This is a genomic window from Streptomyces sp. NPDC007189, assembly GCF_040703635.1.
Lineage (GTDB): Bacteria > Actinomycetota > Actinomycetes > Streptomycetales > Streptomycetaceae > Streptomyces.
Window position 1 is genome coordinate 1 of the sequence record NZ_JBEYEY010000028.1, and the last position, 23,393, is coordinate 23,393.

Consider the following 23,393-nt stretch of genomic DNA (forward strand, 5'->3'; position numbering starts at 1 on the left):
TGCCGGCCGATCGACATGCCGCCGACGACCGTGGCCATTCGCAGCCGCAGTGCCTCGGCGTACGGCGCCAGCGCCTGGGTGACCTGCTGGGCCAGCTCCCGGGTAGGCACCAGGATCAGAGCAAGGGGCTGCTTCGGTTCCGCGCGCCGCCCGGCCGTACGGGTCAGCAGCGGCAGGCCGAAAGCGAGCGTCTTGCCCGATCCAGTGCGCCCGCGCCCCAGGATGTCGCACCCCTCCAGGGCATCGGGCAGTGTGGCGGCCTGGATCGGAAAGGGTTCGCGCACCCCGAGTTCGCTCAGTGTCCGCAGCACCTCCGTCGGCAGTTCCAGACCGGCGAAGGTGACGGCCGGGAGCAGCGTCGGGGTCGTTGCCCCAGGCTGGGCGGGACTGCCGTGAGCGATACCGGAGTCATTGGGATGCTTCATAAACAGCCTTCCGCAAGGGAACTTACCGAGGAAGGCCCGGCAGGTTTGGACAGCCCACGCACAAGCCGAACGGAACACACAGAATCGCCCACCGCGACGACCACGCAAACGCGTAGGACTAACACACGGCATAACCTCGCGCCGCTGATACCGATCGCCCCTGTGTACGGGGCTTGCAGCGGGTCGGTCTGGAACAACCGTTCCCTTGGAGAACGGCCCCACCCCACGGGCGAGCTGTCGAGCCACGCATCGAGCCTTACGAGCGGGGCGCCTAGGGCCTGTCCGGCGGATCATGTGACCGTCTCGGCTGCGGGCCGTTGGCATGAGCATGGAGCGGGGAGATTTAACGCATGAGGAGTGGGCCCGGCTGAAGCCGCACCTGCCGAAGTCCGGGAAGCGGGGCGGCCGTTGGGCCGGTCACCGCAGGGTCATCAACGGGATCCTGTACCGACTGCGCACTGGGGTGCCATGGCGGGATCTACCTGTGCGTTTCGGTCCATGGAAGACGGTGTACGAACGGCACAGACGTTGGTCGGCGGACGGCACCTGGGAGGGGATCTTCGCGGCCGTCCTGGCCAACGCCGACGCGGAAGGCCGGATCGACTGGTCGATGGTGAGCGTCGACTCGACCTCCTGCCGGGCCCATCAGCACGCTCCCGGCGCTCGTAGGAAACCGCCACGAGTGCCGGGAAGACGCACGCCCCGGCAGCACCGCCCCGACGAGGGACTCGGACGCTCCCGGGGCGGCCTGACCTGCAAGATCCACCTCGCCGGTGAGGGTGGACGCCGCCCCCTGGTCCTGCTGATCACTCCGGGCCAATGGGGCGACGCTCCACAGCTCATTCCGGTCATGGAACGCATCCGTGTTGGCCGCCCCAGTGACGGACGCCCTCGCACTCGGCCCGACCATCTCGGCGGCGACAAGGCGTATTCCTCCCGTCGCAACCGCCGCTATATGCGCCGACGCCAGATCAAGCACTCCATCCCCGAACCGAAGAACCAGCGGGCCAACCGCCAAGCCCGCGGCAGCAAGGGCGGCCGACCTGTCGGCTTCGACAAGACGATCTACAAGCGAAGGAACGAAGTCGAGCGGACGATCAACGCGCTGAAGACTCCCGGGCCGTGGCCACGAGATTCGACAAGCGCGGTTACATCTTCCACGGCACCGTCACCGTCGCCTCGATCCGACTCTGGCTCCGCCCATGATCTCCGCCGGATCTAGTCGCCGGTCGTGCCGTCGAGCATCTCGCGCAGGATGTCCAGGTGGCCGTTGTGGCGGGCCGTCTCCTCGGTGAGGTGGAGGAGGATCCAGCGCAGGTCGACGTGGAGGCCGTTGCGGACGGCTCGCTGGGCATGCTTGTCCAGGCCGTTCCCGGCGACCAGTTCGCGGTAGTGGGCGCTCTGTTCAGCGTATTCGTCGAGCAACTGCGTGAGCGGGAAGTCGACGGCGATACGCATCTCGCGGTCGGGGTCCTCCTCGGTCCAGGGGCCCCGGTCTTCCTCGCCGAGGAAGACCACTTGGAACCAGTAGTACTCGACCCAGCGGAGGTGGTTGATCAGTCCGCTCATGGTCATCAGCGGTGAGCCCGGCAGGAGCGCCTTGCGTGCGTTCTCCGCGGAGACGCCATCGCACTTGGCGCGGGCGGTGTCACGTGCGTAGTCGAGAAACGTGGTGAGCTGGGTGCGCTCGTCCCACGCGGGCGGGGTGTCGTCGATTCTGGTCATCGCGCGAAGCGTCCCCGATCACCGCGACCGATGTCGAGGTATTTATCGACGGACCCAACCTGCTCCACCCAGCTCCTTGTCCGGCGGGACGCTACAGCGATTCAGCGCCAGTGGGACGCCCCGGCATGATCCGCCGGACAGGCCCGAGCGGGGCAGCAGACCCCTGCTGCGGGTGCAGGTCAGCAAGCCGGACGCCGTCCGGCCCGATGCTGACCATTTGCTGACCCGGACGCGGCGATCAGCGCTTCGAGCTGCGGAAGCTCCCAAACGCTAGATCTTGGACTTATGCATGGTGCGCAGCATTCAGCACTCCTGGATGTTGCTGGCCATGAGGTTCGTAGCGCCGCTCGTCGGTGTCGACCTTCGAGTTGGTTGAAGCTCAACGATGGCGAGGTGCCGAAATTCTGAGCTGATGCCGATCGGGGTCTTTGCCCAGCGCAGCGGTGTGACCTCCAGCGCGTTGCGGTTCTTCGCCGACTCCGGGCTGCTGCCCCCTGCCGAAGTCGACCCGATCTCGGGCTACCGCTACTACAGCGCTGACCAGGTGGCGCGGGCGACCGTGCTGCGCCCGTTCCGTGAGATTGCCATGCCCCGCGCTGGTGTCGAGGCGGTACGGGGTTCCGGGGCTGCCGAGGTACCCCGGCTGCTCGATGAGCATGTGTCGAAGGTCGTGGGAGACGCGGCGGCCCCACAGCAGAAGGCTGCTGTCATCAAGTCCGCGCTCGCGAACGTGCCGGGGCTTCCGATCACGGCGCTGAAGGGTCCCGTGCTGGCGGATGCGGTCGAGCAGGTCCTGATCGCGACCGCACGCGAGCCCGGCATGCCGGTGCTTGCCGGGCTGCGTATCGAGGCGAGGCATGAGGCGGTCACCCTGACCGCGACTGACCGATACCGGCTCTCACCCGAACCCTGGTGCCGACCGAACCACCGAGGCAGACATGGGCCGGCACGGTCAACGGCGATGAGATGCGGGCCGCGGTCGCCGATATCCGCCGCAGCGAGCTGGTGCGACTGCCGCACGGGATCTGGCTCCGCGTGGCCGACCGGGAGGACCGGCATTGCCGTTTGCTGCCCGAGGAGTTCCCCGACTATCGGCTGATGCTCGCGTCACTGGGCGAGGTCACCACCCGTGTGACGGTGTAGGAACTGCTCCTGCGAGCCCTGGAAGAACACCCCGGCGAGCGCATCGCGGCAGACCGCTGGCGCAGGAGATCACGGCGCCAGGGCAGAGGAGACCACACACACGCAGAGCGCGGCGTCCAGCGGCTCCTGCAAGCCGGCCACCACGCAGCGAAGCCGGTGCCTCGCCAACCGGCACACCGCGTCAGTCCGAAGGAATGCGAAACTCGAGTTCGGGACGGTCCCACGGCACGGCGGGCGGGTTCGCAAACGCGGTCCCGGTCCGCACCGCGCCAACACGGTGGTAGAAGTCCTCGGCGGGAAGATGCGACACGACCTTGACACGGTCGAGCCCGGCGGCACGGGCCTCGGACTGCATGTGCGCGACGAGCAGCCGTCCAATGCCCCGTCCTTGCGCTTCGTCAGCAACGAACAGCAGGTCGAGCTCCGGTGGCTCGAGGACGAGCGAGTAGAACCCGAGGACCCGGCCCCCATGCTCGTCGGCTCCGACGGCCACGAAGGCGCGGTGGGCCTCGATGTAATCAGGACCGACCCGGTAGCCCGCGACCGCGGCTGCGTACTTGCCCTGGTAGGCGCTTGAGCCACGCACGAGCCGCGTGAGCCGTTTGGCATCCCGTGCGACAGCCCTCCGTATCGTGAGCGACTGGCTGATCGGGGAAGTGCGTGAACTCATCGAAAGAGTATTTCGCACCGGGGAGTGCCTTCTTTCGGCGGGTCGACGCTCGGGCAGGCGTTCCTGGGACAGTCATCACGGTGATCGTTCCCGCCCGGGCCGCGCTGCTTCGCCAGGGCGGTCGGTGACCCGTGCCGATCACCCGCCACCATCAGCACCCGGTCGTAGGGATCGTCCTGGGTGCGCGGGTGAGCCCTCGGCTTGGCGCTCCCGGCGTCAACGGCGGTGCAGAAGGCCGCGGTGGGAGGTCTCCCGGGTGGCCGTGGAGCAGAGTGCTGTTACCGGTGAGGGCGATGATTCGTGCCAGCGCCGGGGGCGGGTGGTGCAAGCGCAGGGATCCGTCGGCCACGGTAGTGGCCCGCGACGCGTGGAGGAAGGCGTTGAGGCCGGTCACGTCGCAGAAGGTGACCGTGGTCAGGTCGACGTCGATGGTTCGGATGCCGTCGCGCAGGCATTGCCAGTGACTCGCGCACGACGTGCTCCATTGTCAGATCGATCTCACAGGCCAGGGTGATCAGCGCCCGGCTGTTCCTGTCGTGCCGGTAGAGGATCGGCTGGGGAATGGACATGGCACCTCGGTTCAGAAGACGACCCTGGCGCGCGCGAAGGACCGGACACGCGGCTCATCCTGCGCTCGGTACACGGTCGTGCTCGCGTGCGGAGAGGCGAACGGCCGGTTCGGCAGCCTGTGTTCCAGGCGCAGGGTCGGCTGTTCCAGGCGCAGGGTCGGCTTGTCACCTCGGGGGATGCGCCGGCAATCGGACGGAGTCCACTACGGCGGATATCTGTGCGTGATGAGCAGCCGCATCCGGAGCACACCCACCGTGGTGACGTTCTCCCTGCCTGTCACATTCCTACTGCCGGGGTGGGCACATGGCCGATGACCTCTGCGGCAGGGGTACGTGCGGCATGTCCGCCTTCGGAGTCCCAGACCGCCTCCCGGAGTGAGCCCCGGTCGGCCGCTTCCTCTGCCGCGGTCCGGAAGCGCTCGGCCTCATGGATCAGGCCGGTCGCCGTGAGGGTCCGCGACGGGTCGGTGGCCGTGGCCATGAGCCGAGCCGCGGTGGCCGGTTCTGTCTCCGGCGGGATGACCAGCAGGTCCCAGCGGCCGACGGTGTAGGAGAGCAGCAGCAGCTCGTGCGGGTCCTGCTCGGCCTCGAACCAGCCGACGTGCACCACGTGCCCGCGAACGGGCACCTTTCGCGGGATGACGGGCCAGAATGCGGGATTCACCGTTACCCGGGTGATCCGGCCCCACTGCGGGTCGAGGACCTCGATGAGTGCGGGAAGCTCCGCCGTCAGGTCGCGGGAGCGGGGCCACCAGGCACCGTCGATCAGTGCCGGAGCGGTTCCGAGAGGTGCCAGGACGAGTCGGAGAGGCGACGAAGAAGGAGTCCGGTCCTCGTCCGCGGGCGTCAACGGAATGGTCGCGATCATGACACGGACCCAACCCCGGGCCGGTCGTGGCCGACCCGGTTGTCGTGAATCGCCGAGAACGACGTCAGCGTGGAAGCTGGTGTACGGATTGCTCTCGGTAACCACCAGGGTACTCCTCGTCGGGGGTCGACGGACCGTTGCGGCTACCGGCTGAACGGAGCACGAGGCGCCGGCCGCCCGCCGCCGCAGTCAGCGCAGGAGGCGAAGGAGCGACGGTCGCGAGGCCCGCGCCCGATCGCTCATGCCGCGTCGTGCCAGGCGGCGATACCGGTCACCGTGACAGCGACGGTGACCGGCTCCGCGACACCGCGGGTGGCGAGGTGAGCGATGACGGCGGCAGCCACCCGGCCGTGGACGTTCCGGGCGATGTCCAGCGCCCGCCGTCCCTCGGTCAGGACGCAGCGCACCTCGATGTGCCATCCCGCACCGCCCGGCGCCCGGTCGGCGCGAACGCCGGCGTCGGGCGGCGCGCGGTGGGGCGTGGTGTTCGCCCAGGTGGGCGCGGCGACTGCCGCGAGGCGGTGGGCGAGGCGGGGTTGCAGTCCGGTCACGCCAGGGACCGTGAGGGCCGCCTCGGCCGCGACGCCGAGGAGCGCGGTGGTGCCGGTGGCGGTCATCACGTACCACCGCCGGTCGCCGAACCGGGGTCGAGGGGCGGCCACGGCTCCAGTACGTCGACCACGGTGATGTCGACGGCCGTCACCGCGAGCCCCAGGTCCTGCCCGGCCGAGTGGAGGACCGATCGGCGTACCTGGTGGACCCGGTCGGGCAGCGGGCGGTCGAGGGCGGCGGCCAGGGTCATGGTCACCCGCACGCCGGTGCCGTTGCCCTCGGGTATCAGCCGACAGGTCGCGGCTCTGGCACCGGGGACCGTGTCCGCGGCCCGCCGCAGTACCTTCGCCGCGGCGCTCTCGGCGATCCGAAGTTCGAGGTCCGGGTCGGCCAGGGGAAGCAGCCGCCCGAGCCGGACCTCTGCCCTGACGATGTCCATGACGCGGTCGGCGAGTGCGTGCAGGCCGGGAGGGTCCTCGGCGCGCAGCGCCCGGGTGGCCGCGTTCACCGTGGACAGTCCCTCGACGGCATCTCGGCAGTGAGGACAGGACACCGTGTGCGGGTCCGGGGGCGGTGCCGCGTCGTGCGCCTCTTCCCAGACGCGGCTGAGCAGGTGGCCGCAGGGCAGGACCTCGTCGCCTGCGAACGGGGGCACGTCCGCGGCTGAGCCGTTGCGGGGCCAGTCGGCTCCGGGTGCTGCGTAAGGCCGCTTGTGCGGGTCGTCTAGCGCCATGGGCCCATCGCCTCCTGCAGGGATCGGCGTGCCCTGAACAGTCTGCCGCGCACTGTCTGCTCGCTGGTCCGCGTCACGTGGGCTATCTCCTTGTAGGGCAGGCCCTGCAGTTCCCGCAGGATCCAGCAGACCCGCTGTCCGGCGTCCAGCTCGGCGAGCGCGCGGGACAGGGCGGCCGTGGCCGCGTCCTGCTCGGCGGTCCGGGCGGGGTGGCTCCACGCGTCGTCCGTCGTGGGTTCGGCGACGATGTCCAGGGGGACGGGCGGTGGCCGGCGGCGGCGCATGGTGAGGCAGCGGTTGACGGTGATCCGGTACATCCAGGTGCGGAACTCCGCGCTGTGGCGGTATTCCGGCAGTCGCCTCCAGGCGCTGACGAAGGCGTCCTGAACGGCCTCCTCGGCGTCCTGGGGGTTGCCCAGCATGCAGCGGGCCAGGGCCAGGAGGGGTCGGCTGTGCCGCTGGACGAGGAGGGCGAAGGAGTCGTCGTCTCCCTCGGCCGCCCGCACGGCCAGCAGTCGATCGGGCAGGTCGGCTCCCAGTCGTGGGGAAGCGGTGTGTTCGATCATGGCGCTCCCACGCAGGCTCGGAAGGAGCGTGTACCCCCAAGCAGAGATGTGATGCACGTCACATGACATGCGCGTGAGACGTACGCGGAACCGTGTGTCCAACTCTTTGACGGGCACCACTTCGGTGTCCGGCCGACCGATCGAGGCGACCGTCATGACGGAGAACATCACCAGCGTCGGCGGGGGCGGCAGGCCCGATGTGGGCGTGAGCGCACTGAAAGGCCGCACCGGGGCCGGGGCTCCGGCCGAGACACGGGGGAAGACCACCATCGCCGACGGCGTGGTGGCCAAGATCGCGGGCATGGCCGCCCGCGAGGTGCCGGGCATCTACAGCCTGGGAGCAGGGATGGCCCGCGCCTTCGGTGCCATGCGCGAACGCGTCCCCGGAGGCGGAGGCGGAGCCGTCACGCGAGGAGTGAAGGTGGAGGTCGGCGAGCGTCAGGCCGCTGTCGACCTGGACGTCGTCGTCGAGTACGGCGTCCCCATCGTCGACGTCGCCGGCGGTGTCCGCACCAATGTCATCAGCGCCGTGGAGCGGATGACGGGCCTGGAGGTCGTCGAGGTGAACATCGCCGTCGACGACGTCCACCTTCCCGACGAGGAGGAAGAGGCCGGACCGGAGGAGGGCCGCGTGAGGTGATCCACCGCCGGGCCCGGCACGGGCGCGGTAGATCGCGCGCACGGTGACGCACCTGCGCGAGACGGGTGAGTGCATTATGAACGCAGCAACGACGGGCCTCGCGGCCGGCATGGCCCTGGGCTTCGCCGGATACTTCGGCGGCTTCTGGGCATTTCTCCTGGTCCTGGTCCTGGGTACGGCGGGACTGATCGTCGGCCTCGCCCTGCAGGGCGACCTCGACGTCCGGGCACGGAGGCGGCGGTGAAGACCCGGCCCGGTTCCCCCGGCAAGGCGTCGGGCCCACCGGCGCCGGCCCCCGGCCTGCCGCCCCCGGCCGAGCGGGGAGCCACCGTCATCCCGGACAGGGTGGTCGCCCGTATCGCCACGCAGGCCGCACGCACGGCCCAGGCCCGGCGGGCCGCCGTACCGCCGGACCGGGGCGGGCCGACGGCAACCAGCGCCTCCGCCGCCGTCCGTACCGGATCGGTGGGCCTGCACCTGACCATGGACCTGCCCTATCCCACCGACATCCCCCGTGTCTGCGAGCGGATCCAGCAGGACGTCGCCGAACGGGTCGCTCAGCTGACCGGCTTGCGCGTGGGAGAGGTCCTCCTCACGGTACGACGGCTGGTGACCGCCGCCGATGGGAGCCGGGGGCGGGTCCAGTGAGCGGCCACGCGGCCCGGGTCGCCGGGCACGCCGTGGAGGAAGGGCGGTCGCGATGACACCCGACCCCGGTCCTCCGGACCGCAGCTCCGCATCGCCCGCGCCCCGTGGCGCAGTGCCGCTGACGAAGGAGCCCGACCCGCCCGAACGCGACGTGCCCACCTCGGGCCCCCCACCCGGTGAGCCCGGCAGAGGGCACCGGACCCACCGCAAGTGGTCGGCGCGTCGCATCACGGCGGCGCTGGTCGCGACGGTGATCCTCGTGGCCACGGTCGCGGCGCTGGTCGACGTCATCGCCGTCCGGGCGGGACGTCCGGCAGCGGCCTGGCGGCGGCATCTGGCCGACGAACTGGCCGCCCGTCCCGTGGACGACGTGTGGATGATGACGGGATCCGCCGTGGCCGCCGCCGTCGGCGTCTGGCTGGTGGTCCTCGCCCTCACTCCTGGTCAGCGCCGATGGCTGCCCCTGCGCTCACCCGCCGACTGTCCCCGAGTGCGGGCCTTCCTGGACCGCGACGGCGCCGCCGACCTGCTGCGTGACGCCGCCATGCGAGTCCCCGGAGTCGGCTCGGCGCACGTCCTGGTAGGCCGCCACCGCATCAAAGCCCGCGCGGACGTCCGCTTCCGCGACCCCCAGCGGGTGAAGGACGACCTCACCGCCGTCCTCGACGAGGAACGCGACCGGCTGGCCGTCGCCCGCCCTCCCCGCATCGTCGTACGGGTGCGGCAACGCACCGAATAACTCAGCACCGGAGCCCGCACCATGACGCCGCGATCCGCGCTCAACCGCAGTCTGCTGGCCCTCGCCGGCCTGGTCCTGCTCGGCGGCGGACTGCTGATCCTCTTCGCCGGACTCGACCTCTACCGGCGACATGATCTGGTCCCGCCCGCCGGCTGGCCCCTGACCACCCCGGACGACGTCCTGCTCGGCTCCGCCGACCGGGCCCGCTGGAGCAGCCAGGGCTGGTGGTGGTGGCCCGCGGTCACCGCCGCCCTCGCCCTCACCGCCCTGCTCGCCCTGTGGTGGCTGCTCGCCCAGCTGAGCCGACGCCGCCCCGGCTCACTGACCGTCGGCGGCACACCCCCACAGGAAGGCGTCGAACTGCGCGACCGCGCACTCAGCGACGCGATCGCGGCCGAAGCCGGTGCGCTGCCGGAGGTCGACCGTGCGGCCGTACGCATCACCGGCCGGCCCGCCCACCACCGCACCCAAATCGGGCTCACCCTCACCCCCGAGGGCACGCCCGGCGCCACTCTCGGCGCCCTCTGCAAAGGCCCGCTCAGCACCGCACGCCGGTCCACCGGCCTTGTCGACATGCCCACCGAGGTCCGCCTGCACGTCTCCCGCCACAAACCACACAGAGTGGAGTAAGGAAAGGATCGACCGTTCCTACCGCAACGCGCTTTCAACGCCTCGCAGTTCACAGGGAATCAGCACTACTCCCCAAGGAAGAAACCGTGATCATCCTGGTGGTCGTCGGAGCCATCCTGTGGGTCCTCGGCGCGATGGGACACGCCGTCGCCGGTCGGCGCCACTATCGGTGATCGCTCCCGCGCAGCCGGTCGCCGCCGCACGGCTGGCCGCTGTCGACGGCGTGCCGGGCGCGGATGGGGTCGCCGTGGTCGCCGCGGTGGAGGTCGTGCCGGCTCTCGCCGAAGCAGAGCAGAGCCAGCGGCCACAGGTTGGTGGCCCGGTCGAAGCGAGGGGTACGGAGCGGACGCTCGCCGATCAGGCGGCAGAGGGAGTTCACAGGCTCGCGGGGAGTCGGTCCCGTGGATGTCAGGTCGGCGCAGGCGGCGTGTCGCTGCCGGTGTCGAGAAGGATCTGCCTGGCCTCGGTGACGATGTCGGGCCGTACGGCCCGGGCCATCGCGGCGCGTGCCGTGTCGGGCGACGTGTCCGGAGGGACCAGCATCAGGGAGAAATGGTCCCGGTCGCCCCGGGTGATGAGGACGGTGTCGTCACCGACCGGGAAGGAATCGATGTGGACGACTCGGCCGTCGACCATGATCCGGGTCGGCAGTCCGTCCCAGGCGCTCCCGTCCAGGCCGACGGTGCGTCGTCTCCAGCCGCAGCAGGGCCGTGCCGGGTTTCACCGGCCGGTGGACGGCGTGCGGCAGGAGCCTGGTGGTCGGGGGTGTCTGAGTCGGCCATGGTGTCCGCCCGTCCGCAAAGATCAGTGCCACCGCAGAGCATGCGACCGCATACGACCCTGCTCCCTCACCGTACTCCGCAGACGCTCGCGCGAGCGTCTCGCCGCAGAACGCGGTTATGGAAACAAAACAGGCAACGGCTCCGGCGTATACCCGCCGGAGCCGCCCTTCCGGGTCATTGCACGTGAGAGTGCGCCGACCCGCTTTCCACGTTACGCCAAGGGGATTAATCCGACATGAACAATCCTTGTGAAGGTTCGCTTCGGTCCGAGAAGCCGATGCGGTCGCTCAGCCACGCCCTTCCTCTTCTGTTTCCATCTGCCGGATCCCCTGGTGCGTCAGCGTGATCATCGCGGGCGTGTTGCCCCTCTCCCAGTCCACGACGACCCAGCCTTCGCCCGCCAGGTACATGCAGGCAGCGGCCATGTCCTGCTCAGGGATGCCGAGGTCGTTGCGGAGCTTCGCCCCGTCGACGCCCAGGAGGCGATTGCCTTCGGCGGCTTGGTACAGAGCCTGCATGATCCTCTCGCGGTACGTCCTCCGGTCTCGCAATATCGCCATGACGCGCCATCCTCTACCGTTCGTGGTCGGGCCGGAGTCGATGTCATCGGCGGTCGCCATCGCGGTGGGACGCGTCGGAACGCTCGCGTCCCACCGCCGACCGAGGGTGCATCCGGGGCCGACGCCCGATCCCCGCCACAACATCGCTGTAGTGGAAGGCTGCGATCCGTTCGTCGTGCTGACCGTTGAGCTGATGGATCAGAACGACCCCGACGGCGATCAGGACGAGCAGCACGGCCAGAGCGATGACGAGCATGGGATCTCACCTCCGCCGACCGCCGGGCGAAGGCCCTGCCGAGCCGATGGGCCGGGCCAGGGACGACGGTCGGCCTGCTCCGCCGTCGGCCTCCCACGCTTCTTCCCTGCTTCTGGCATCTATCCTTTCTGCTGCTTCCTCCCGGGCCGGGACATCGATGCCATCGCCGGCCATCAGCTGCGCGGCGGCATCCGCACCGGTTTCCGGCGGAATCACCAGCACATCCCGCCGGCCAGCAGCGGAGAAGAGAGTGACTCTGTGCGGATCCTGCTCCTCGGTGGACCAGCCCACCCGCACGGTGCGCCCGGCGTCGGACACCCAGTGCGGCAGGACGGGCCAGTAGGCCGGGTGCACGGTGACGCCCGTGATACGACCCCAGAGATCGCCCAATGCGGCCGTCAAGGATGGCAGCTCACGAGTGAGGGCACGGGAGCGGGGCCACCACGTACCGTCCAGCCCGCCCGGCGCGGGTGTCAGCGCCAGCCGGGCCGGCGGCGGCGTACGTCTGCTCGATGTCGTACGGTCAATGGTCACGGCCATGGCGCGGACCTGTCCCCGGGCCTCGTAGGTGCGGCCCGGCGCTGTCGATCACCGGGAACGGCACCCGCAGCGGAGCCGGTGCGCGATGAACTCCCGGTGTCTTCACACTACTCCGCTCACCGGCCCGAAAAGCCGGGGATGACCAGGTAGTTTCCTGCCTTCGGGACCAGGTCGGCGGTGCCCGATGCCGGTCAGAGCCAGTCCTTGCGCTTGAACGTCAGATACAGAAGTGCGGACAGGACCACGATGACGGCGGCCGAGGTGATGAATCCCGACTCGCGGCCGAAACCGGGATAGGGGAGGTTCTGGCCGTAGTAGCCGGTGATCGCGGTGGGTACGGCGATGATCGCGGCCCAGCTCGTCACCTTCTTCATGATCAGGTTCATGCTGTTGGCCTGGACCGAGAGGTTCGTCTCCATGACCGAGGCCACCAGGTCCCGCAGTGATTCCGTCCACTCGGTGGCACGCAGCACGTGGTCGTAGACGTCCTGGTAGTACGGGACGAGAGGGTCGGTGATCAGGTGCAGACCGGGGCGCATGAGGGTGTTGACCACCTCACGCATCGGGAGCACGACGCGGCGCAGCTGAACGAGCGATTTACGCAGTGCGAAAACCCGGCGTTGCACGGCTTCGATCTCACGGCGCCCAGCCGCGAAGAGCAGAACCTCCAGCCCCTCGATGCTGTCGTCCAGTTGCTGGACCGCGGCGAAGTGCCCGTCCACGAGATGGTCGAGCAGGCCGTGCAGCAGGAATCCGATGCCGTGGCCGGCCAGGTCCGGGCTCTCGTCCCACCGGGCGACGACGCCCTCGATGTCGAGACCGTCGTCCTTACGGACGGTGATCATGGCCTGGCTGGTGAGCAATACGGCGATCTCGCTGTACGTCAGTTCCGCGCCGTCCGGGCTGACGGTCACGGCGTAGGCGCTGAGGAACTCGTGGGTGCGATAGCGGTCGAGTTTCGGCCGCTGCCCACGCTGAGCGGCATCCTCCAGAGCCAGTTCGTGGATCCCGAACTCCTGACCGAGCATGGTGAATTCAGCGGCTCCGGGCCGGTACAGGTCCAGCCACAGGACCGACGCCGGATCGGCGAGATGCGCAGGGACGTCACTGACGGGAAAGTCCTCCAGGACCAGAGTGCCGTCGTGATACAGCCGGGTACGCGTCACCATGGCCCGAGGCTAGTGTCTTACACCCACATCATGCCGCTTCGCCCCGATTGCCAGCGCGGCAGGTTCATGGACAGCGTCCACCCTCCGGGGGAGGACGTTACGTCGAGCCCCGCGACATCCGCAGACTCCGACCGACGAGCACCGGGGTGCCGGTCCGAAGGCAGGGATGTGGGTACCCGGCTGCCGCCTCGCATCCGGGTACACCGCCCGACCGGACGCGGCCCGTCAGGGTCACGTCCGCTGGAGTGGTGTATCGACGGCCAGTCGGCGATCTCTTCTTCGAGGCTATGCGGTGAGTTCGGTGGGCAGGACGGTGTCGTCGGTTTCTGGCTCGATCGGGTGGAAGCGGGCCTTGGTCAGCAGGTCGAGTCCCATGTAGCGGCGGGCCTCGGTCCACTCGTCGTTCTGCTCGGCCAGGACCGCGCCGACCAGGCGGATCAGGGCGGTGCGGTCGGGGAAGATGCCGACCACATCGGTGCGACGCCTGATCTCCTTGTTCAGCCGTTCTTGCGGATTGTTGGACCAAATCTGCCGCCAGATCTCGCGCGGGAACGCGGTGAACGCCAGCACGTCGGCCCGCGCGGCGTCGAGATGTTCGGCGGCCTTGGGGAACTTCGCCTCGAGGGCGTCGAGGACGTGCCGCATCTGGGCCTGGGCGGCATCGGCGTCGGGGTGTTCGAAGATGGTCCGCAGCAGCGTGGCCACCCCTCGCTCACGCGGTCCACGCACATCGGAGGGAACAAGCAGTGCCTCAGACGCCTCCAAAGGGTTGAGCTTTGCAGGGGTGAAGGCCACGACCTGGTTGGTCGCGAAGAGTTCCCGGGTCACATGCTGTGCATCGGCCGTAAGAGTCGTGTCGTCGCCGCGTCCTTGCTTCGGGTGCTCGAGAGAGGAGAACCCGAGTGCAACGGTGCTCACGGAGGACACTAAAATCCGCCTACTCAGAAGCCCCGCCGGGCCGCACCTGCGGGGCTTCTCGTCGCACGGACGCTCTCACACGTCTGTCACCAACTACGCCGACTCCCCCGGACTGCGATGCCCTGACCTGCCACTACACACCCACCCTGGACTGACGTGTACGCCCAAAGACGGTCTCTACAACCTGTGCCATGTGGTACCCAGTGAGGGACCCAAGATCAGGACCGGAGCGTCTTCTGGCCCGTCAAAGCGGTATTGCAGGGTGTTCGGGGGTGTCTCACTCACGCGTCAGACCCTCTCACGTCCTGCGGAATCCCCTGTCGCGGGGGCTCGCAGCAACGCGGGCCGCATGATGCCGCGAGGCCGGAACGTCCCAGGTCATGTCGGGGTTCAGGGCAGCGTTCGGCACCGGGCGCAGCACAGCCGCAACCTCGCATGGACAGTCGGCTAGTGCCCCGCGCAGCGAGCGGTTCGGGTCGGGGTCGCCCTGTGCAGGACCAGCATGTCCGCCACGAAGCAGGCGACCTCGCCGTCCGTGTCCCGGCCGATCCACACGGGGTACGATCCGTCTCCCCGGCCGCTGGGGTAGGCGATCAGGTTGGTGCCGGTGGCCGGGTCGTCGACGATCGTGATGCCGTGGTCGTTCTCCTTCCACGTGCCCGCTGCCCGACCGCCCCCGAACCGTTCGCCCAGTTCCCCGGCCATGGTCGCGTCGACGAAGCAGCCGGTGCCGGAGTCCACCCCGAAGCCGTGGAACTCGCCGTCGCGCAGCAGGCGTTCGTCCTGCCCCTCCAGCAGCGCCGGCTCCCAGCTCACAGCCGGGCGCTCGGACACCCGTACACGGACCGCGGTGTACTCGTCGATGACGAGCGTCCGGCCCAGATGCTCGGCCGTGTAGCCGGCCGAGGCCAGCTGCACCGGGTAACTGCCGGGCGCCACCGGCACGGTGAAGCCCGCGTCCTGTTCGCACGCGCGGTACATGGGGTCGCGCGCCACCAGGCGCCCGCTGGGCAGGTGCAGCGTGCCGGCCTCGATCGGGTCCCGGACGGTGTACGCCTCGTCGGCCGTGAAGCGGGCGCCCGCGGTGAACAGTTCGTTCAGATGCCGGGGCCGCATTCCTTGCGGAGCCCGCCAGTTGGGCAGGGCCGGCTCGCCCTCGTGCACCTGCGGGGATTCGCGCAACTCGCAGCTGTCGGCTCCCGGAAAGCCGAGCACGGCGAACAGGCCCTGCCACCGGCCGAAGGCAGGCACCGGGAACCAGCGCCGTTCCTCGGGCACGTCCGCGGTCGTGTGCAGCGAGCCGCCCTTGTCGCCCCGGGGTTCGACGATCCGGGTACCGCTCCCGTCCGGCCACAGCCGGGTCGTCACCCGCCCGGCGTCCGCCGCGAACTCCGGCATGCCGTCCTCGTACGCCCAGCCACGCTGGTGAGCGAGGAAGAGCCGGTCCTCCGCCAGGCGCCGCAGGTCCATCTCCAGGAACCGCCGCCCCCGCGCGTCGTACACCCACAGCCCGAGGTAGTGACGCTCCCAGGCCACGTGCGCGACGATCAGGCCGTGGCTGCCTTCCTGCCGCAGCACCACCGCGTACGGCTGCCCGGCGGCGTCCCGTGCGGCCGCCACCGCGGAGCTGACCGGCCCCAGCACGGCTGCGCGCCCGGGGTCCCAGCCCTCGCCGTACGCCACTTCGACGATCGCCCGGCCGGCCATCATGCGGCGGCTCGCCGGGCGTCGGCGATGCGCAGGCTGCGCTCGCAGTGGTCCAGCGGCAGCCGGTCGCGTCTTTCGTCCATGGGCTGTTCCCCCCTCGGCTCGACACAGGAAGGACACGGAACCCTGTCCCCCCACTTGGCCCAGCGGAGCCGGCCTCGAGATCATCACGGGTACGGAGCGTGTCCCAGGCCACACAGGAACGTCAGCGTCCGGCCCGGTCGAGTTCCTCGTCCAGGGCGCCGATCTCCTCGGCGAAGAGGCCGACGTGGTGGGCGTAGGTGAGCATCTGGTCGAAGACGTAGCGGGCCCGGTCGAGGCGGCCCGCGTGGGCCAGTGCGTCGACGCGGAGAAAGCTGCACAGGGTGTGACGAGCGCCGCGCCGAAGGGGATCGGCCGCGGGCGGACCGGCGTGGCCGGCGTGTCAGCGTCGTGCGGGCTCCGGCTGGTAGACGGCGAGGGACCAGATCACGAACACGTCGATGGCCATCATGATGACCGACCACACCGGCGCGTACGGCAGGAACAGGAACTGGGCGATCAGGCTCAGTGACGCCAGCGCGATACCGGCCACCCGCGCCCACGCGGCGCCGGAGAGGATGCCCCAGCCGGCGAAGGCGGCGATGACGCCGAGGACGAGCAGGATCCACCCCCAGCCGGTGAGGTTGATCTTGTAGACGTAGTCGCCGAGGCGGGCGTAGACGTCGTCCTTGGCGATCGCGGAGATGCCCTGGAAGACGGCCAGGACGCCGTTGAGGAGCAGCAGAACGCCGGCGAAGGTGGCGCCGCCGGTGGCCCAGGGGCTGTTGCGGGTGGGGGCGGGTCCGTAGCTGCCCGAGGACGTCCCGGACTGGGGCTGTGCCGTCATGGTCGCGCTCCGTTTCTTGCGGGGCGGGCGGTGTGGGTGTCGTCCGCCTGACCTCTTTGACCTTCCGGGATGTACGGCGCAGCGGCCAGGAGGGTGGGGCTGTTCGGGTGACGGGCTCGCGTGTGGTGACGACGTGGGGCCCGGCTCGTCCGCGGCGCGACATCGCAGCTCGCCCACGTCCTCAGGGTCACCGGCCGCGCTGAGAAGCCGCCCGGCATCGTCACCACGCCTCCGACTCCGTCGAGATGTTCGGTGTCGGCTCGGCACGGCCGGCGCGCCGGCGCAGTCTCATCGCGAGCAGGGGCAGCAGGAGCACGGAGAGCATCGCGGCGCCGACCAGGGCGGCGGCCACGTCGCTGCCGAGCACCTTCTGGTCGACGCCGATCGTGGTGATGGCCACGACCAGTGGCAGGCAGGTCGCCGCGAACAGGGTCAGGGCCGGACGGCCGCCCGGACCGAGGCCGCGGGGCGCCAGCAGATGGACCGGTCCGCCGCGCACCAGCAGGAACAGCAGCAGGAACACCGGCAGCAGGGCGAGCGCCCGCCCGCCGCCGAGCAGGGCGCTCGGATCGAACTCGATGCCGGTGACGACGTAGAACAGCGGTACCAGGAAGCCGAGCCCCATCGCCTCCACCTTGCCGAACACCTCGGCGCTGTGCGCGGAGGAGGCGCCGTGCAGGACGAGCCGGGTGAGGACGCCCGCGGCGAACGCACCGAGCAGGATGCCGAGGCCGAACGCCTCGGCCAGGGCGAGCATGCCGACCAGCAGCAGCATGACGAAGCGGACCGCGAACTGGCCGCTGCTGTGCAGCGTGGTGTCGATCAGGCGGGAGAACCAGGGCGGCCTGGGCCGCAGCGCCCACCACACGGCGTCGGCGGTGATCGCCGCGAAGGCGATGAGCAGGGCCGCCGACTCTCCCGGTTTGCGTCCGCTGAGCAGCAGCGCGATGGCGACGATGGGCCCGAACTCACCGACCGCGCCGAACGCCGACACCACGGTGCCGAAGCGGCCGCGCAGTTCTCCGCCGTCGCGCAGGATCGGCAGGACAGTGCCGAGCGCCGTGCTGGTGAGCGCCGTACCGATGACGAACGCCCGGTAGGTCTCCCCGCCGCTGAGGAGAAAACCGAGCCCGATGCCGAGCGCCAGCGAGACCAGCCACGCGCCGGCGGCACGGCGCAGGGTGCTGCCGCGGACGGCCGCGAACTCGATCTCGTAGCCGCCAGGAAGATCAGCATGGCCAGTCCGAGATCGGACAGCGTGTCGACGACCCGGTCCGGGTGGGTCCAGCCGAGGACGTCCGGGCCGATGACGATGCCGAGCCCGATTTCGAAGATGACCAGGGGAATGCGGAGCCGCCGTGCCGCTCCCTCCGCGAGGAGCGGGGCGAGCACGGCGGCCGTCATGATCAGGACGAGCGTGCCGGGATGGAACACGGACCCTCCTCACCCGGTTGGCCGCCCGCCACGGCCTGCGGGTCCGCCTGGCGCACGCGGTGGGTGACTTCGTCACCGTGGACAGCCCGGCCGCCCGTCTCGACGCCCGCGGCGCGCCGCGACCCGTACCGGCCCGGCGCGCGGCCGCCTGCATACGCTACGGCCCCAGCCCGCACGGTGCAGCAGGATGCGGCGTGCGGCTTCCGCCTCCTGGCCGACCTCGCGATCCGGTCGCACTCCCCCGCGTCAACGACCCGACGACGGCGGTGCAGGCGCTGGACCAGATCGAGGAGGACGCTCTGCTCCGGCTCGTCCGCCGCCTGCTCGGCCCCGCCTGGCTGCTAGACCGGACAGGACGCCCCCGCGTGTCGTTCCCCTGGCCCCACTGGCCCGAGATCGTCTCCGCAGCTCTCGACGGGACGCTCCTGTACGGCTCCCTCCACCCGCAGGTCGTACGGCGTCTGCGGGCGCTGCCCGACCGGGTGTGGGCCGAGCCGCCCCGAGGAGCGGCAGGCGCCGCTCGACGAGCGCCGGGCCGCCCTGGACCGGGTGGCCGGCGCTGCCGTATGGCGCAGTCCGTGGCGGGTACCCGGCTGAGGAACCGACCGCTAAGAACAAGGGGGCCCGGGAGGGCATGCTCTCTCATGCATTCGAGCAAGGAGTGCTCGTCATCACGGTGCACGACGATCCCGGCATCGGCGGGCGAGCAAAGCTTCTGTCGAGGATCAGCGACATGGTCCACGCCTATCGGCCGGCCTCCGTCGTCGTCGTGCTCGACGAGCCGGCCGCCCGAGCCTCCATGGTGGGCGTGATCCTGCGCGTACAGCGTCTGTGCAGTCGCCTCGGGCTTCTCATGTCCGTGGCCACCCACAACGCCCCGGCACGACGCCTCCTGGAGGCCGCGGCCGACGAGAGCAGCACGAGCCTGGTCATCCACGCCCGCATCGACGCCGCCATCGCCGGCGCCGCCGCACTCAGCATGGCCGCGTGACGGCCGGCTCGGTGATCGGCGTGAACCGCTTCAGGCGAGCAGCGTCCGGGTGATGCGGGCGAGTTCCAGAGGCGCCGAACAGTTCAGGGGGTGCCCGGCGCCCGGCACCGACGCCGTACGGCCGTCCGGAAGCAGCCGGGCGACCTCCTCCGCCCAGGCCCGCGGGACGATCGGGTCCCTGGTCCCCCGGATACGACGACTGGTGTGCGCAGGTGAGGGAGTTTGCCCTCCACCGGATCGTGCAGGGCGAGCAGCTACGTGCGCAGCCCCCGCCGCAGGCCGCAGTCGGCGTAGCTCGCGGTCAACGCCGTCAGGGCGCAGCGGGCATGGCGGTCGAACGTCGGCTCGTTCGTGACCACCGGTCCCACCAGCTCGGGTGCGTGAACGGCCAGGTCCGCCACGACTTGGCAGCCGGCCGAGTTGCCGACGGGTACCGCCTCGGCGTCCGATGGCGCGCAGCCAGTCGGCCACGGCCGGCGAGAGGCCGCGGACGTCCAGCACATGCGAAAGCCCCGCCGGGAGGGCCCGGCGGGGCTGGGGGCGCGGCTGCTGCTAGCGGGACTGCTCCTCGTGGGACAGCTCCAGGTCGAAGTCGGTGACGCCGCTGCCGTCCAGGTGCAGCGACGCGGCGACCGGGGCGTAGCCGCTGGCGATGACGGTGTACTCGCCGGTGTCCAGGTCGGTGAACCCGTACGCGCCGTCGGGGCCGGTGACGGCGGAGCCGACCACGTTGCCCGCCGAGTCCAGCAGGGTGACCTTGGCGTCGTGGAGGGGCCCGCCGGCGGGGGTGCCGACGACGCCGTTGATGCGGGCGCCGGGCTCCAGTCGGACCTCGTACGGGTCCGTGGCTCCCGGGGTGACCTGGACCGGGAGGGCGGCCGGGCGGTGTCCGGGCGCGTTCACCACGAGGGTGTAGCCGCCGGGGACCAGGTCGGCGAGGACGAAGGCGCCGTCGGCGGCCGAGGTGCCGGAGGACACGACCTCGCCGCGCACGTCGGTGGCGACCAGCAGGGCGCCCGCCAGCGGCTGCCCCTCGACGGCGTCGCGGACCGTGCCGGTCAGGGCGACGGTGCCGCTCAGCGCGAGGTCGCACTCGACCGGCTCGTCACCGACGAGGACCGTCACCGCCTGCGGCTGCCGGGAACCGGCGGCGCCGATCAGCACATAGGTGCCCGGTCCGGTGACGTCCAGGGTGTAGGCCCCGTCCGCGCCGCTGACCGCACGGCCGAGCTGCCGTCCGCCGACGTCGATCAGCGTGATCACGGCCTGCGGCACCGGGGCGCCGGCGCCGTCCAGCACACGGCCGTGGACGCGGTGGTGCCTGCCGCCCTGGACGGGCGCGAAACGGTCGCCGGCCGGCTCGGCGGGCTGGGCGCCACCGGCGCCGGGGGCGGCGTCGGTGCGGTCCGCGGCGGCGGGCTCGGCGGGCGTCGTCGTGGCCGGCGCCGCGGGCGTGGTCGCGGTCGGCTCGGGGGCCGGGCCGGTGGCGCCCTCCTCCGCGGCGCGTGCCTCCAGTCCGGAGACCTTGCGCAGCGGCACCTCCTTGGTCCACACGGCGACCAGGAAGGCCAGGACCATCACGGCCGCCGCGATGATGAACACCAGCTGCATGGAGTCGGTGAAGCCGACCTTGAACGGCTCGGCCAGGCGCGGGTCGAGCCGCTGGATGAACGAGGAGTCGTCGAGCACTCCCGAGCCGCTGCCGCCGCCCGCGCCGGGGTGCTGGAACATCTCCAGCACCGGCCTGTTCGCGGGGTTGGCCCGTACGGCCGGGTCGTGGAGCGCGGCCTGGAACGCGGGCGTCCTGTACGCATCCCGGAACGCCGAGCTGATCTTGTCGCCGACGGTGCTGAACAGCACGGAGAGGAAGATGGCCGTACCGGCGGTGCCGCCCATCTGCCGGAAGAAGGTGGCCGACGCGGTCGCCACGCCCATGTCCTTGGGCTCGACGGCGTTCTGCACGGCCAGGGTGAGGATCTGCATGCATCCGCTCAGGCCGATGCCGAACAGCGCCATGTAGGCCATGGTCTCCGGCAGGGCGGTGTCCCACTGCACGCGGTAGTGGAACAGCAGCATGGCGGCGATGATCAGCAGGGTGCCGATGACCGGGAAGATCTTGTACTTGCCGGTCTTCTGGATGATCCGGCCGACCACGATGGTGCCGGCGATCATGCCGACCATCAGCGGCAGCATCAGCAGGCCGGCCCGGGTGGGGCTGACGCCCTTCACGATCTGCAGGTACAGCGGGACCATCATCATCCCGCCGAACATGCCCATGCCGATGAGGATGGACAGCAGGCTCATCTTGCTGAAGACCGCGCTGCGGAACAGCCGCATCGGGATCAGGGCCTCATCGCCCATGGCCCGCTCGACGAGGACCCACACCAGCAGGCCGAGCACGCCGACGCCGTAGCAGACGTAGGCCCGGGTGGAGGTCCAGCCCCAGTCCTGGCCCTGCTCGGCCACGAGCAGCAGCGGCACCACGCCGACGGCGATGGTGAGCGCGCCCCACCAGTCGATGCGGTGCTCGCGCCGGGTGTGCGGGAGGTTCAGCACCTTGGCGACGACGAACAGCGCGATGATGCCGACCGGCACGTTGACCAGGAACACCCAGCGCCAGCCGGCGATGGTCAGGATGCTGCTGCGGCCCGCGAGGAAACCGCCGATCAGCGGGCCGAGCACGCTGGAGGAGCCGAACATCGCGAGCATGTAGCCCTGGTACCGGGCGCGCTCGCGGGGCGGCACGATGTCACCGATGATCGCCAGCGCCAGTGACATCAGGCCGCCCGCGCCGATGCCCTGGAAGGCCCGGAAGGCGGACAGCTCCGTCATCGAGGTGGCGAACGAACAGGCCGCCGAGCCGGCGATGAAGATCGTGATGGCCGCCAGGAAGTAGGGCTTACGGCCGTAGAGGTCGGAGAGCTTGCCGTACAGCGGCGTGCTGATCGTCGAGGTGATCAGGTACGCGGTGGTGACCCACGCCTGGGCGCTGAGGCCGTGAAGATCGTCGGCGATGGTGCGGATCGAGGTGCTGACGATGGTCTGGTCGAGCGCCGCGAGGAACATGCCCAGCATCAGGCCGCTGAGGATCGTCATGATCTGACGATGCGTCAGCCTGCCGGCCGGAGCCGGTGCGGATATCGCTTCGGTTCCCCCACGGGCCGGGGATGCGGACGTGGTCATGCGTGCGGATCTCCTTGCCTCGCCTCGCCGGCCGGGCGCGGCCCGGCTCCGAGGCTCGTGTACGTGCGGGCGACCAGGTCGCCGTCGAGGTGCTTCAGCGGACGAGTGGGACGGTCATCACTCACGTTCCGTTGCTTGCGGCTACCAACTGAGTGTAGATGCTGGCGCCGACCACCCGCGCCCCGCCCACGCCGACCGAACAGAAAGCCGCCGCTTTCCCCGCGTGCGGCGATGCGGAACCCCGGAAAACGGGGGTCTGCGTGTGATGCCACCCATAGGAGGCAGATCACATCCTAAGCAGCTTCGTAGAACCAGCACTGTGCTGAGCTGCACAGATAGCTCTATAACCGTCTATTTCGGACATTACTCCGTAATTGCGTAGTACGTCACATCATTGCGCAGCGCCCGGTCCGCCGCTAACTATTGCTGTCGTCGCCGGGAGCGATGGATCGGACCGAACGGGACTCCGCCGGATCCGCCCCGCTCACGACGGCGACCACCCTGATGTCTCCCCCCTGGAGGGTTACTTCCGCATGGCCAAGACCACCCGCACCCGCATCGCCCGCCTGCGCACGCTCGCCCTGACCGGCATCACCACCACCGGCGCGGCGGCCGCCGCCCTGACCCTGATGCCGACCACCGCACAGGCCGCAGAAGCGACCCAGGTGCCCGCCCACACGGTGGTCACGGCTTCCTCGCACGACGCCGGCACCACCGCGAAGGGCACGTCTGGCGGCGCCGGCAACCTCGACGGCTGGATCAAGCAGTCGCTGAGCATCATGAAGGCCAAGGGCATCCCCGGCAGCTACGAGGGTCTGAAGCGCAACATCATGCGCGAGTCCGGCGGCAACCCCGGCGCCCAGAACAACTGGGACGTCAACGCCAAGCAGGGCACCCCCTCCAAGGGCCTGCTGCAGGTCATCGACCCGACCTTCCACGCCTACCACGTGGCCGGCACCGCCAACAGCGTCACCGACCCGGTGGCCAACATCACCGCCGCGGCCAACTACGCCGCCCACCGCTACGGCTCCATCGACAACGTCAACTCCGCGTACTGAGCCGGGCACCCCAGCACCG

24 protein-coding genes and 6 pseudogenes are annotated in these 23,393 nt (G+C 70.3%); 11 read left to right on the forward strand and 19 right to left on the reverse strand.

The features are described from left to right. Positions 1 to 425: DEAD/DEAH box helicase (locus AB0950_RS37020; RefSeq protein WP_366780432.1), on the reverse strand; the 425-nt coding region annotated here is incomplete at its 3' end. Between the two features lie 328 nt (positions 426 to 753). Between AB0950_RS37020 and AB0950_RS37025 the strand changes: the two genes are divergently transcribed. Then, positions 754 to 1,631 (forward strand): IS5 family transposase gene (locus tag AB0950_RS37025; protein ID WP_366780450.1). Its coding sequence is split into 2 segments (ribosomal slippage): positions 754 to 1,540 and positions 1,540 to 1,631, totalling 879 coding nucleotides; the frame shifts between segments, so codons are not numbered across the junction. A 12-nt stretch (positions 1,632 to 1,643) separates the two neighbouring features. Here AB0950_RS37025 and AB0950_RS37030 read toward each other — a convergent pair. Beyond that, entirely contained in the window at positions 1,644 to 2,150 is a 507-nt protein-coding gene (locus AB0950_RS37030) for a DinB family protein (RefSeq protein ID WP_360576442.1), read from the reverse strand. 412 nt (positions 2,151 to 2,562) lie between these two features. Here AB0950_RS37030 and AB0950_RS37035 point away from each other — a divergent pair. Continuing rightward, positions 2,563 to 3,290, forward strand: a pseudogene (locus AB0950_RS37035) (MerR family transcriptional regulator); the annotation flags it as partial. A 184-nt stretch (positions 3,291 to 3,474) separates the two neighbouring features. Here the strand turns inward: AB0950_RS37035 and AB0950_RS37040 are convergent. From AB0950_RS37040 to AB0950_RS37065, 6 genes are all read right to left on the reverse strand, one after another. After that, positions 3,475 to 3,963, reverse strand: a complete 489-nt coding sequence (locus AB0950_RS37040) for a GNAT family N-acetyltransferase (RefSeq protein ID WP_366780433.1) — start codon at positions 3,961 to 3,963, stop codon at positions 3,475 to 3,477. Between the two features lie 151 nt (positions 3,964 to 4,114). Beyond that, entirely contained in the window at positions 4,115 to 4,414 is a 300-nt protein-coding gene (locus AB0950_RS37045; RefSeq protein ID WP_360148503.1) for an STAS domain-containing protein, read from the reverse strand. A 395-nt stretch (positions 4,415 to 4,809) separates the two neighbouring features. Further along, positions 4,810 to 5,400: a DUF5994 family protein gene (locus tag AB0950_RS37050; protein ID WP_360147213.1), complete on the reverse strand. Its 591-nt coding sequence runs from the start codon at positions 5,398 to 5,400 to the stop codon at positions 4,810 to 4,812. A gap of 239 nt (positions 5,401 to 5,639) precedes the next feature. Further along, complete coding sequence (locus tag AB0950_RS37055) at positions 5,640 to 6,017, reverse strand: hypothetical protein (protein WP_366780434.1); 378 nt, start codon at positions 6,015 to 6,017, stop codon at positions 5,640 to 5,642. Further along, a complete protein-coding gene (locus AB0950_RS37060) occupies positions 6,017 to 6,685 on the reverse strand; it encodes a hypothetical protein (protein ID WP_366780435.1) in 669 nt (222 codons plus the stop codon). The genes AB0950_RS37055 and AB0950_RS37060 overlap by 1 nt, the downstream gene beginning before the upstream one ends. Continuing rightward, positions 6,676 to 7,251 (reverse strand): RNA polymerase sigma factor, encoded by a 576-nt coding sequence (locus tag AB0950_RS37065; RefSeq protein WP_360147222.1) that lies wholly within the window; start codon positions 7,249 to 7,251, stop codon positions 6,676 to 6,678. Before AB0950_RS37065 ends, AB0950_RS37060 begins: the two co-directional genes overlap by 10 nt. 154 nt (positions 7,252 to 7,405) lie before the next feature. Between AB0950_RS37065 and AB0950_RS37070 the strand changes: the two genes are divergently transcribed. The 6 genes and pseudogenes from AB0950_RS37070 to AB0950_RS37095 all read left to right on the forward strand — a co-directional run. Continuing rightward, positions 7,406 to 7,891: an Asp23/Gls24 family envelope stress response protein gene (locus tag AB0950_RS37070; RefSeq protein WP_360147225.1), complete on the forward strand. Its 486-nt coding sequence runs from the start codon at positions 7,406 to 7,408 to the stop codon at positions 7,889 to 7,891. A 76-nt stretch (positions 7,892 to 7,967) separates the two neighbouring features. Continuing rightward, complete coding sequence (locus AB0950_RS37075) at positions 7,968 to 8,135, forward strand: hypothetical protein (RefSeq protein WP_360147228.1); 168 nt, start codon at positions 7,968 to 7,970, stop codon at positions 8,133 to 8,135. Next, the gene (locus AB0950_RS37080; protein ID WP_366780436.1) at positions 8,132 to 8,539 is read left to right on the forward strand and encodes an Asp23/Gls24 family envelope stress response protein; all 408 of its coding nucleotides are present in this window, start codon (positions 8,132 to 8,134) and stop codon (positions 8,537 to 8,539) included. Before AB0950_RS37075 ends, AB0950_RS37080 begins: the two co-directional genes overlap by 4 nt. 112 nt (positions 8,540 to 8,651) lie before the next feature. Beyond that, on the forward strand, positions 8,652 to 9,278 hold the full coding sequence (locus AB0950_RS37085) for a DUF6286 domain-containing protein (RefSeq protein ID WP_360147234.1): 627 nt from the start codon (positions 8,652 to 8,654) through the stop codon (positions 9,276 to 9,278). Positions 9,279 to 9,299: 21 nt separating this feature from the next. Beyond that, positions 9,300 to 9,908, forward strand: a complete 609-nt coding sequence (locus AB0950_RS37090) for an alkaline shock response membrane anchor protein AmaP (RefSeq protein WP_360147237.1) — start codon at positions 9,300 to 9,302, stop codon at positions 9,906 to 9,908. 89 nt (positions 9,909 to 9,997) lie between these two features. After that, positions 9,998 to 10,081, forward strand: a pseudogene (locus tag AB0950_RS37095) (DUF6131 family protein); the annotation flags it as partial. Between the two features lie 32 nt (positions 10,082 to 10,113). On the opposite strand, the pseudogene AB0950_RS37100 reads toward AB0950_RS37095, so the two are convergent. The 10 genes and pseudogenes from AB0950_RS37100 to AB0950_RS37145 form a co-directional block, all read right to left on the reverse strand. Beyond that, a pseudogene (locus AB0950_RS37100) lies at positions 10,114 to 10,287 on the reverse strand (acyl-CoA desaturase); the annotation flags it as partial. A 29-nt stretch (positions 10,288 to 10,316) separates the two neighbouring features. Further along, positions 10,317 to 10,713, reverse strand: a pseudogene (locus AB0950_RS37105) (DUF5994 family protein). 264 nt (positions 10,714 to 10,977) lie between these two features. After that, the gene (locus tag AB0950_RS37110) at positions 10,978 to 11,250 is read right to left on the reverse strand and encodes a hypothetical protein (protein ID WP_360148506.1); all 273 of its coding nucleotides are present in this window, start codon (positions 11,248 to 11,250) and stop codon (positions 10,978 to 10,980) included. Between the two features lie 43 nt (positions 11,251 to 11,293). After that, positions 11,294 to 11,506: a hypothetical protein gene (locus AB0950_RS37115; RefSeq protein WP_366780437.1), complete on the reverse strand. Its 213-nt coding sequence runs from the start codon at positions 11,504 to 11,506 to the stop codon at positions 11,294 to 11,296. A 6-nt stretch (positions 11,507 to 11,512) separates the two neighbouring features. Next, a complete protein-coding gene (locus AB0950_RS37120) occupies positions 11,513 to 12,046 on the reverse strand; it encodes a DUF5994 family protein (RefSeq protein WP_366780438.1) in 534 nt (177 codons plus the stop codon). 191 nt (positions 12,047 to 12,237) lie between these two features. Then, positions 12,238 to 13,215 (reverse strand): magnesium transporter CorA family protein, encoded by a 978-nt coding sequence (locus tag AB0950_RS37125; protein ID WP_366780439.1) that lies wholly within the window; start codon positions 13,213 to 13,215, stop codon positions 12,238 to 12,240. Between the two features lie 285 nt (positions 13,216 to 13,500). Continuing rightward, positions 13,501 to 13,920 (reverse strand): annotated as a pseudogene (locus AB0950_RS37130) (transposase); the annotation flags it as partial. A 660-nt stretch (positions 13,921 to 14,580) separates the two neighbouring features. Next, positions 14,581 to 15,843: a DUF4241 domain-containing protein gene (locus AB0950_RS37135; protein ID WP_366780440.1), complete on the reverse strand. Its 1,263-nt coding sequence runs from the start codon at positions 15,841 to 15,843 to the stop codon at positions 14,581 to 14,583. A 421-nt stretch (positions 15,844 to 16,264) separates the two neighbouring features. Continuing rightward, on the reverse strand, positions 16,265 to 16,708 hold the full coding sequence (locus AB0950_RS37140) for a hypothetical protein (RefSeq protein ID WP_360147252.1): 444 nt from the start codon (positions 16,706 to 16,708) through the stop codon (positions 16,265 to 16,267). A gap of 220 nt (positions 16,709 to 16,928) precedes the next feature. Then, a pseudogene (locus tag AB0950_RS37145) lies at positions 16,929 to 18,142 on the reverse strand (cation:proton antiporter). Positions 18,143 to 18,408: 266 nt separating this feature from the next. Between AB0950_RS37145 and AB0950_RS37150 the strand changes: the two are divergent. Both AB0950_RS37150 and AB0950_RS37155 read left to right on the forward strand, forming a co-directional pair. Then, entirely contained in the window at positions 18,409 to 18,954 is a 546-nt protein-coding gene (locus AB0950_RS37150; protein ID WP_366780451.1) for a hypothetical protein, read from the forward strand. Further along, positions 18,837 to 19,133 (forward strand): hypothetical protein, encoded by a 297-nt coding sequence (locus tag AB0950_RS37155; protein WP_360148512.1) that lies wholly within the window; start codon positions 18,837 to 18,839, stop codon positions 19,131 to 19,133. The genes AB0950_RS37150 and AB0950_RS37155 overlap by 118 nt, the downstream gene beginning before the upstream one ends. A gap of 552 nt (positions 19,134 to 19,685) precedes the next feature. Here AB0950_RS37155 and AB0950_RS37160 read toward each other — a convergent pair. Continuing rightward, positions 19,686 to 22,316, reverse strand: coding sequence for a DHA2 family efflux MFS transporter permease subunit (locus AB0950_RS37160; RefSeq protein ID WP_366780441.1), 2,631 nt, complete (start codon positions 22,314 to 22,316; stop codon positions 19,686 to 19,688). A 533-nt stretch (positions 22,317 to 22,849) separates the two neighbouring features. On the opposite strand from AB0950_RS37160, the gene AB0950_RS37165 reads away from it, so the two are divergent. Continuing rightward, positions 22,850 to 23,374, forward strand: coding sequence for a transglycosylase SLT domain-containing protein (locus tag AB0950_RS37165; RefSeq protein ID WP_360147258.1), 525 nt, complete (start codon positions 22,850 to 22,852; stop codon positions 23,372 to 23,374). Positions 23,375 to 23,393: the final 19 nt, after the last annotated feature.

Excerpts from the sequence above, each read along its gene's own strand:
- AB0950_RS37030 (WP_360576442.1), bottom strand. The coding sequence starts at position 2,150 with ATGACCAGAATCGACGACACCCCGCCCGCGTGGGACGAGCGCACCCAG.
- AB0950_RS37040 (WP_366780433.1), bottom strand. The coding sequence starts at position 3,963 with ATGAGTTCACGCACTTCCCCGATCAGCCAGTCGCTCACGATACGGAGG.
- AB0950_RS37050 (WP_360147213.1), bottom strand. The coding sequence starts at position 5,400 with ATGATCGCGACCATTCCGTTGACGCCCGCGGACGAGGACCGGACTCCT.
- AB0950_RS37055 (WP_366780434.1), bottom strand. The coding sequence starts at position 6,017 with ATGACCGCCACCGGCACCACCGCGCTCCTCGGCGTCGCGGCCGAGGCG.
- AB0950_RS37060 (WP_366780435.1), bottom strand. The coding sequence starts at position 6,685 with ATGGCGCTAGACGACCCGCACAAGCGGCCTTACGCAGCACCCGGAGCC.
- AB0950_RS37065 (WP_360147222.1), bottom strand. The coding sequence starts at position 7,251 with ATGATCGAACACACCGCTTCCCCACGACTGGGAGCCGACCTGCCCGAT.
- AB0950_RS37070 (WP_360147225.1), top strand. The coding sequence starts at position 7,406 with ATGACGGAGAACATCACCAGCGTCGGCGGGGGCGGCAGGCCCGATGTG.
- AB0950_RS37075 (WP_360147228.1), top strand. The coding sequence starts at position 7,968 with ATGAACGCAGCAACGACGGGCCTCGCGGCCGGCATGGCCCTGGGCTTC.
- AB0950_RS37090 (WP_360147237.1), top strand. The coding sequence starts at position 9,300 with ATGACGCCGCGATCCGCGCTCAACCGCAGTCTGCTGGCCCTCGCCGGC.
- AB0950_RS37110 (WP_360148506.1), bottom strand. The coding sequence starts at position 11,250 with ATGGCGATATTGCGAGACCGGAGGACGTACCGCGAGAGGATCATGCAG.
- AB0950_RS37115 (WP_366780437.1), bottom strand. The coding sequence starts at position 11,506 with ATGCTCGTCATCGCTCTGGCCGTGCTGCTCGTCCTGATCGCCGTCGGG.
- AB0950_RS37120 (WP_366780438.1), bottom strand. The coding sequence starts at position 12,046 with ATGGCCGTGACCATTGACCGTACGACATCGAGCAGACGTACGCCGCCG.
- AB0950_RS37125 (WP_366780439.1), bottom strand. The coding sequence starts at position 13,215 with ATGGTGACGCGTACCCGGCTGTATCACGACGGCACTCTGGTCCTGGAG.
- AB0950_RS37135 (WP_366780440.1), bottom strand. The coding sequence starts at position 15,843 with ATGATGGCCGGCCGGGCGATCGTCGAAGTGGCGTACGGCGAGGGCTGG.
- AB0950_RS37140 (WP_360147252.1), bottom strand. The coding sequence starts at position 16,708 with ATGACGGCACAGCCCCAGTCCGGGACGTCCTCGGGCAGCTACGGACCC.
- AB0950_RS37160 (WP_366780441.1), bottom strand. The coding sequence starts at position 22,316 with ATGACCACGTCCGCATCCCCGGCCCGTGGGGGAACCGAAGCGATATCC.
- AB0950_RS37165 (WP_360147258.1), top strand. The coding sequence starts at position 22,850 with ATGGCCAAGACCACCCGCACCCGCATCGCCCGCCTGCGCACGCTCGCC.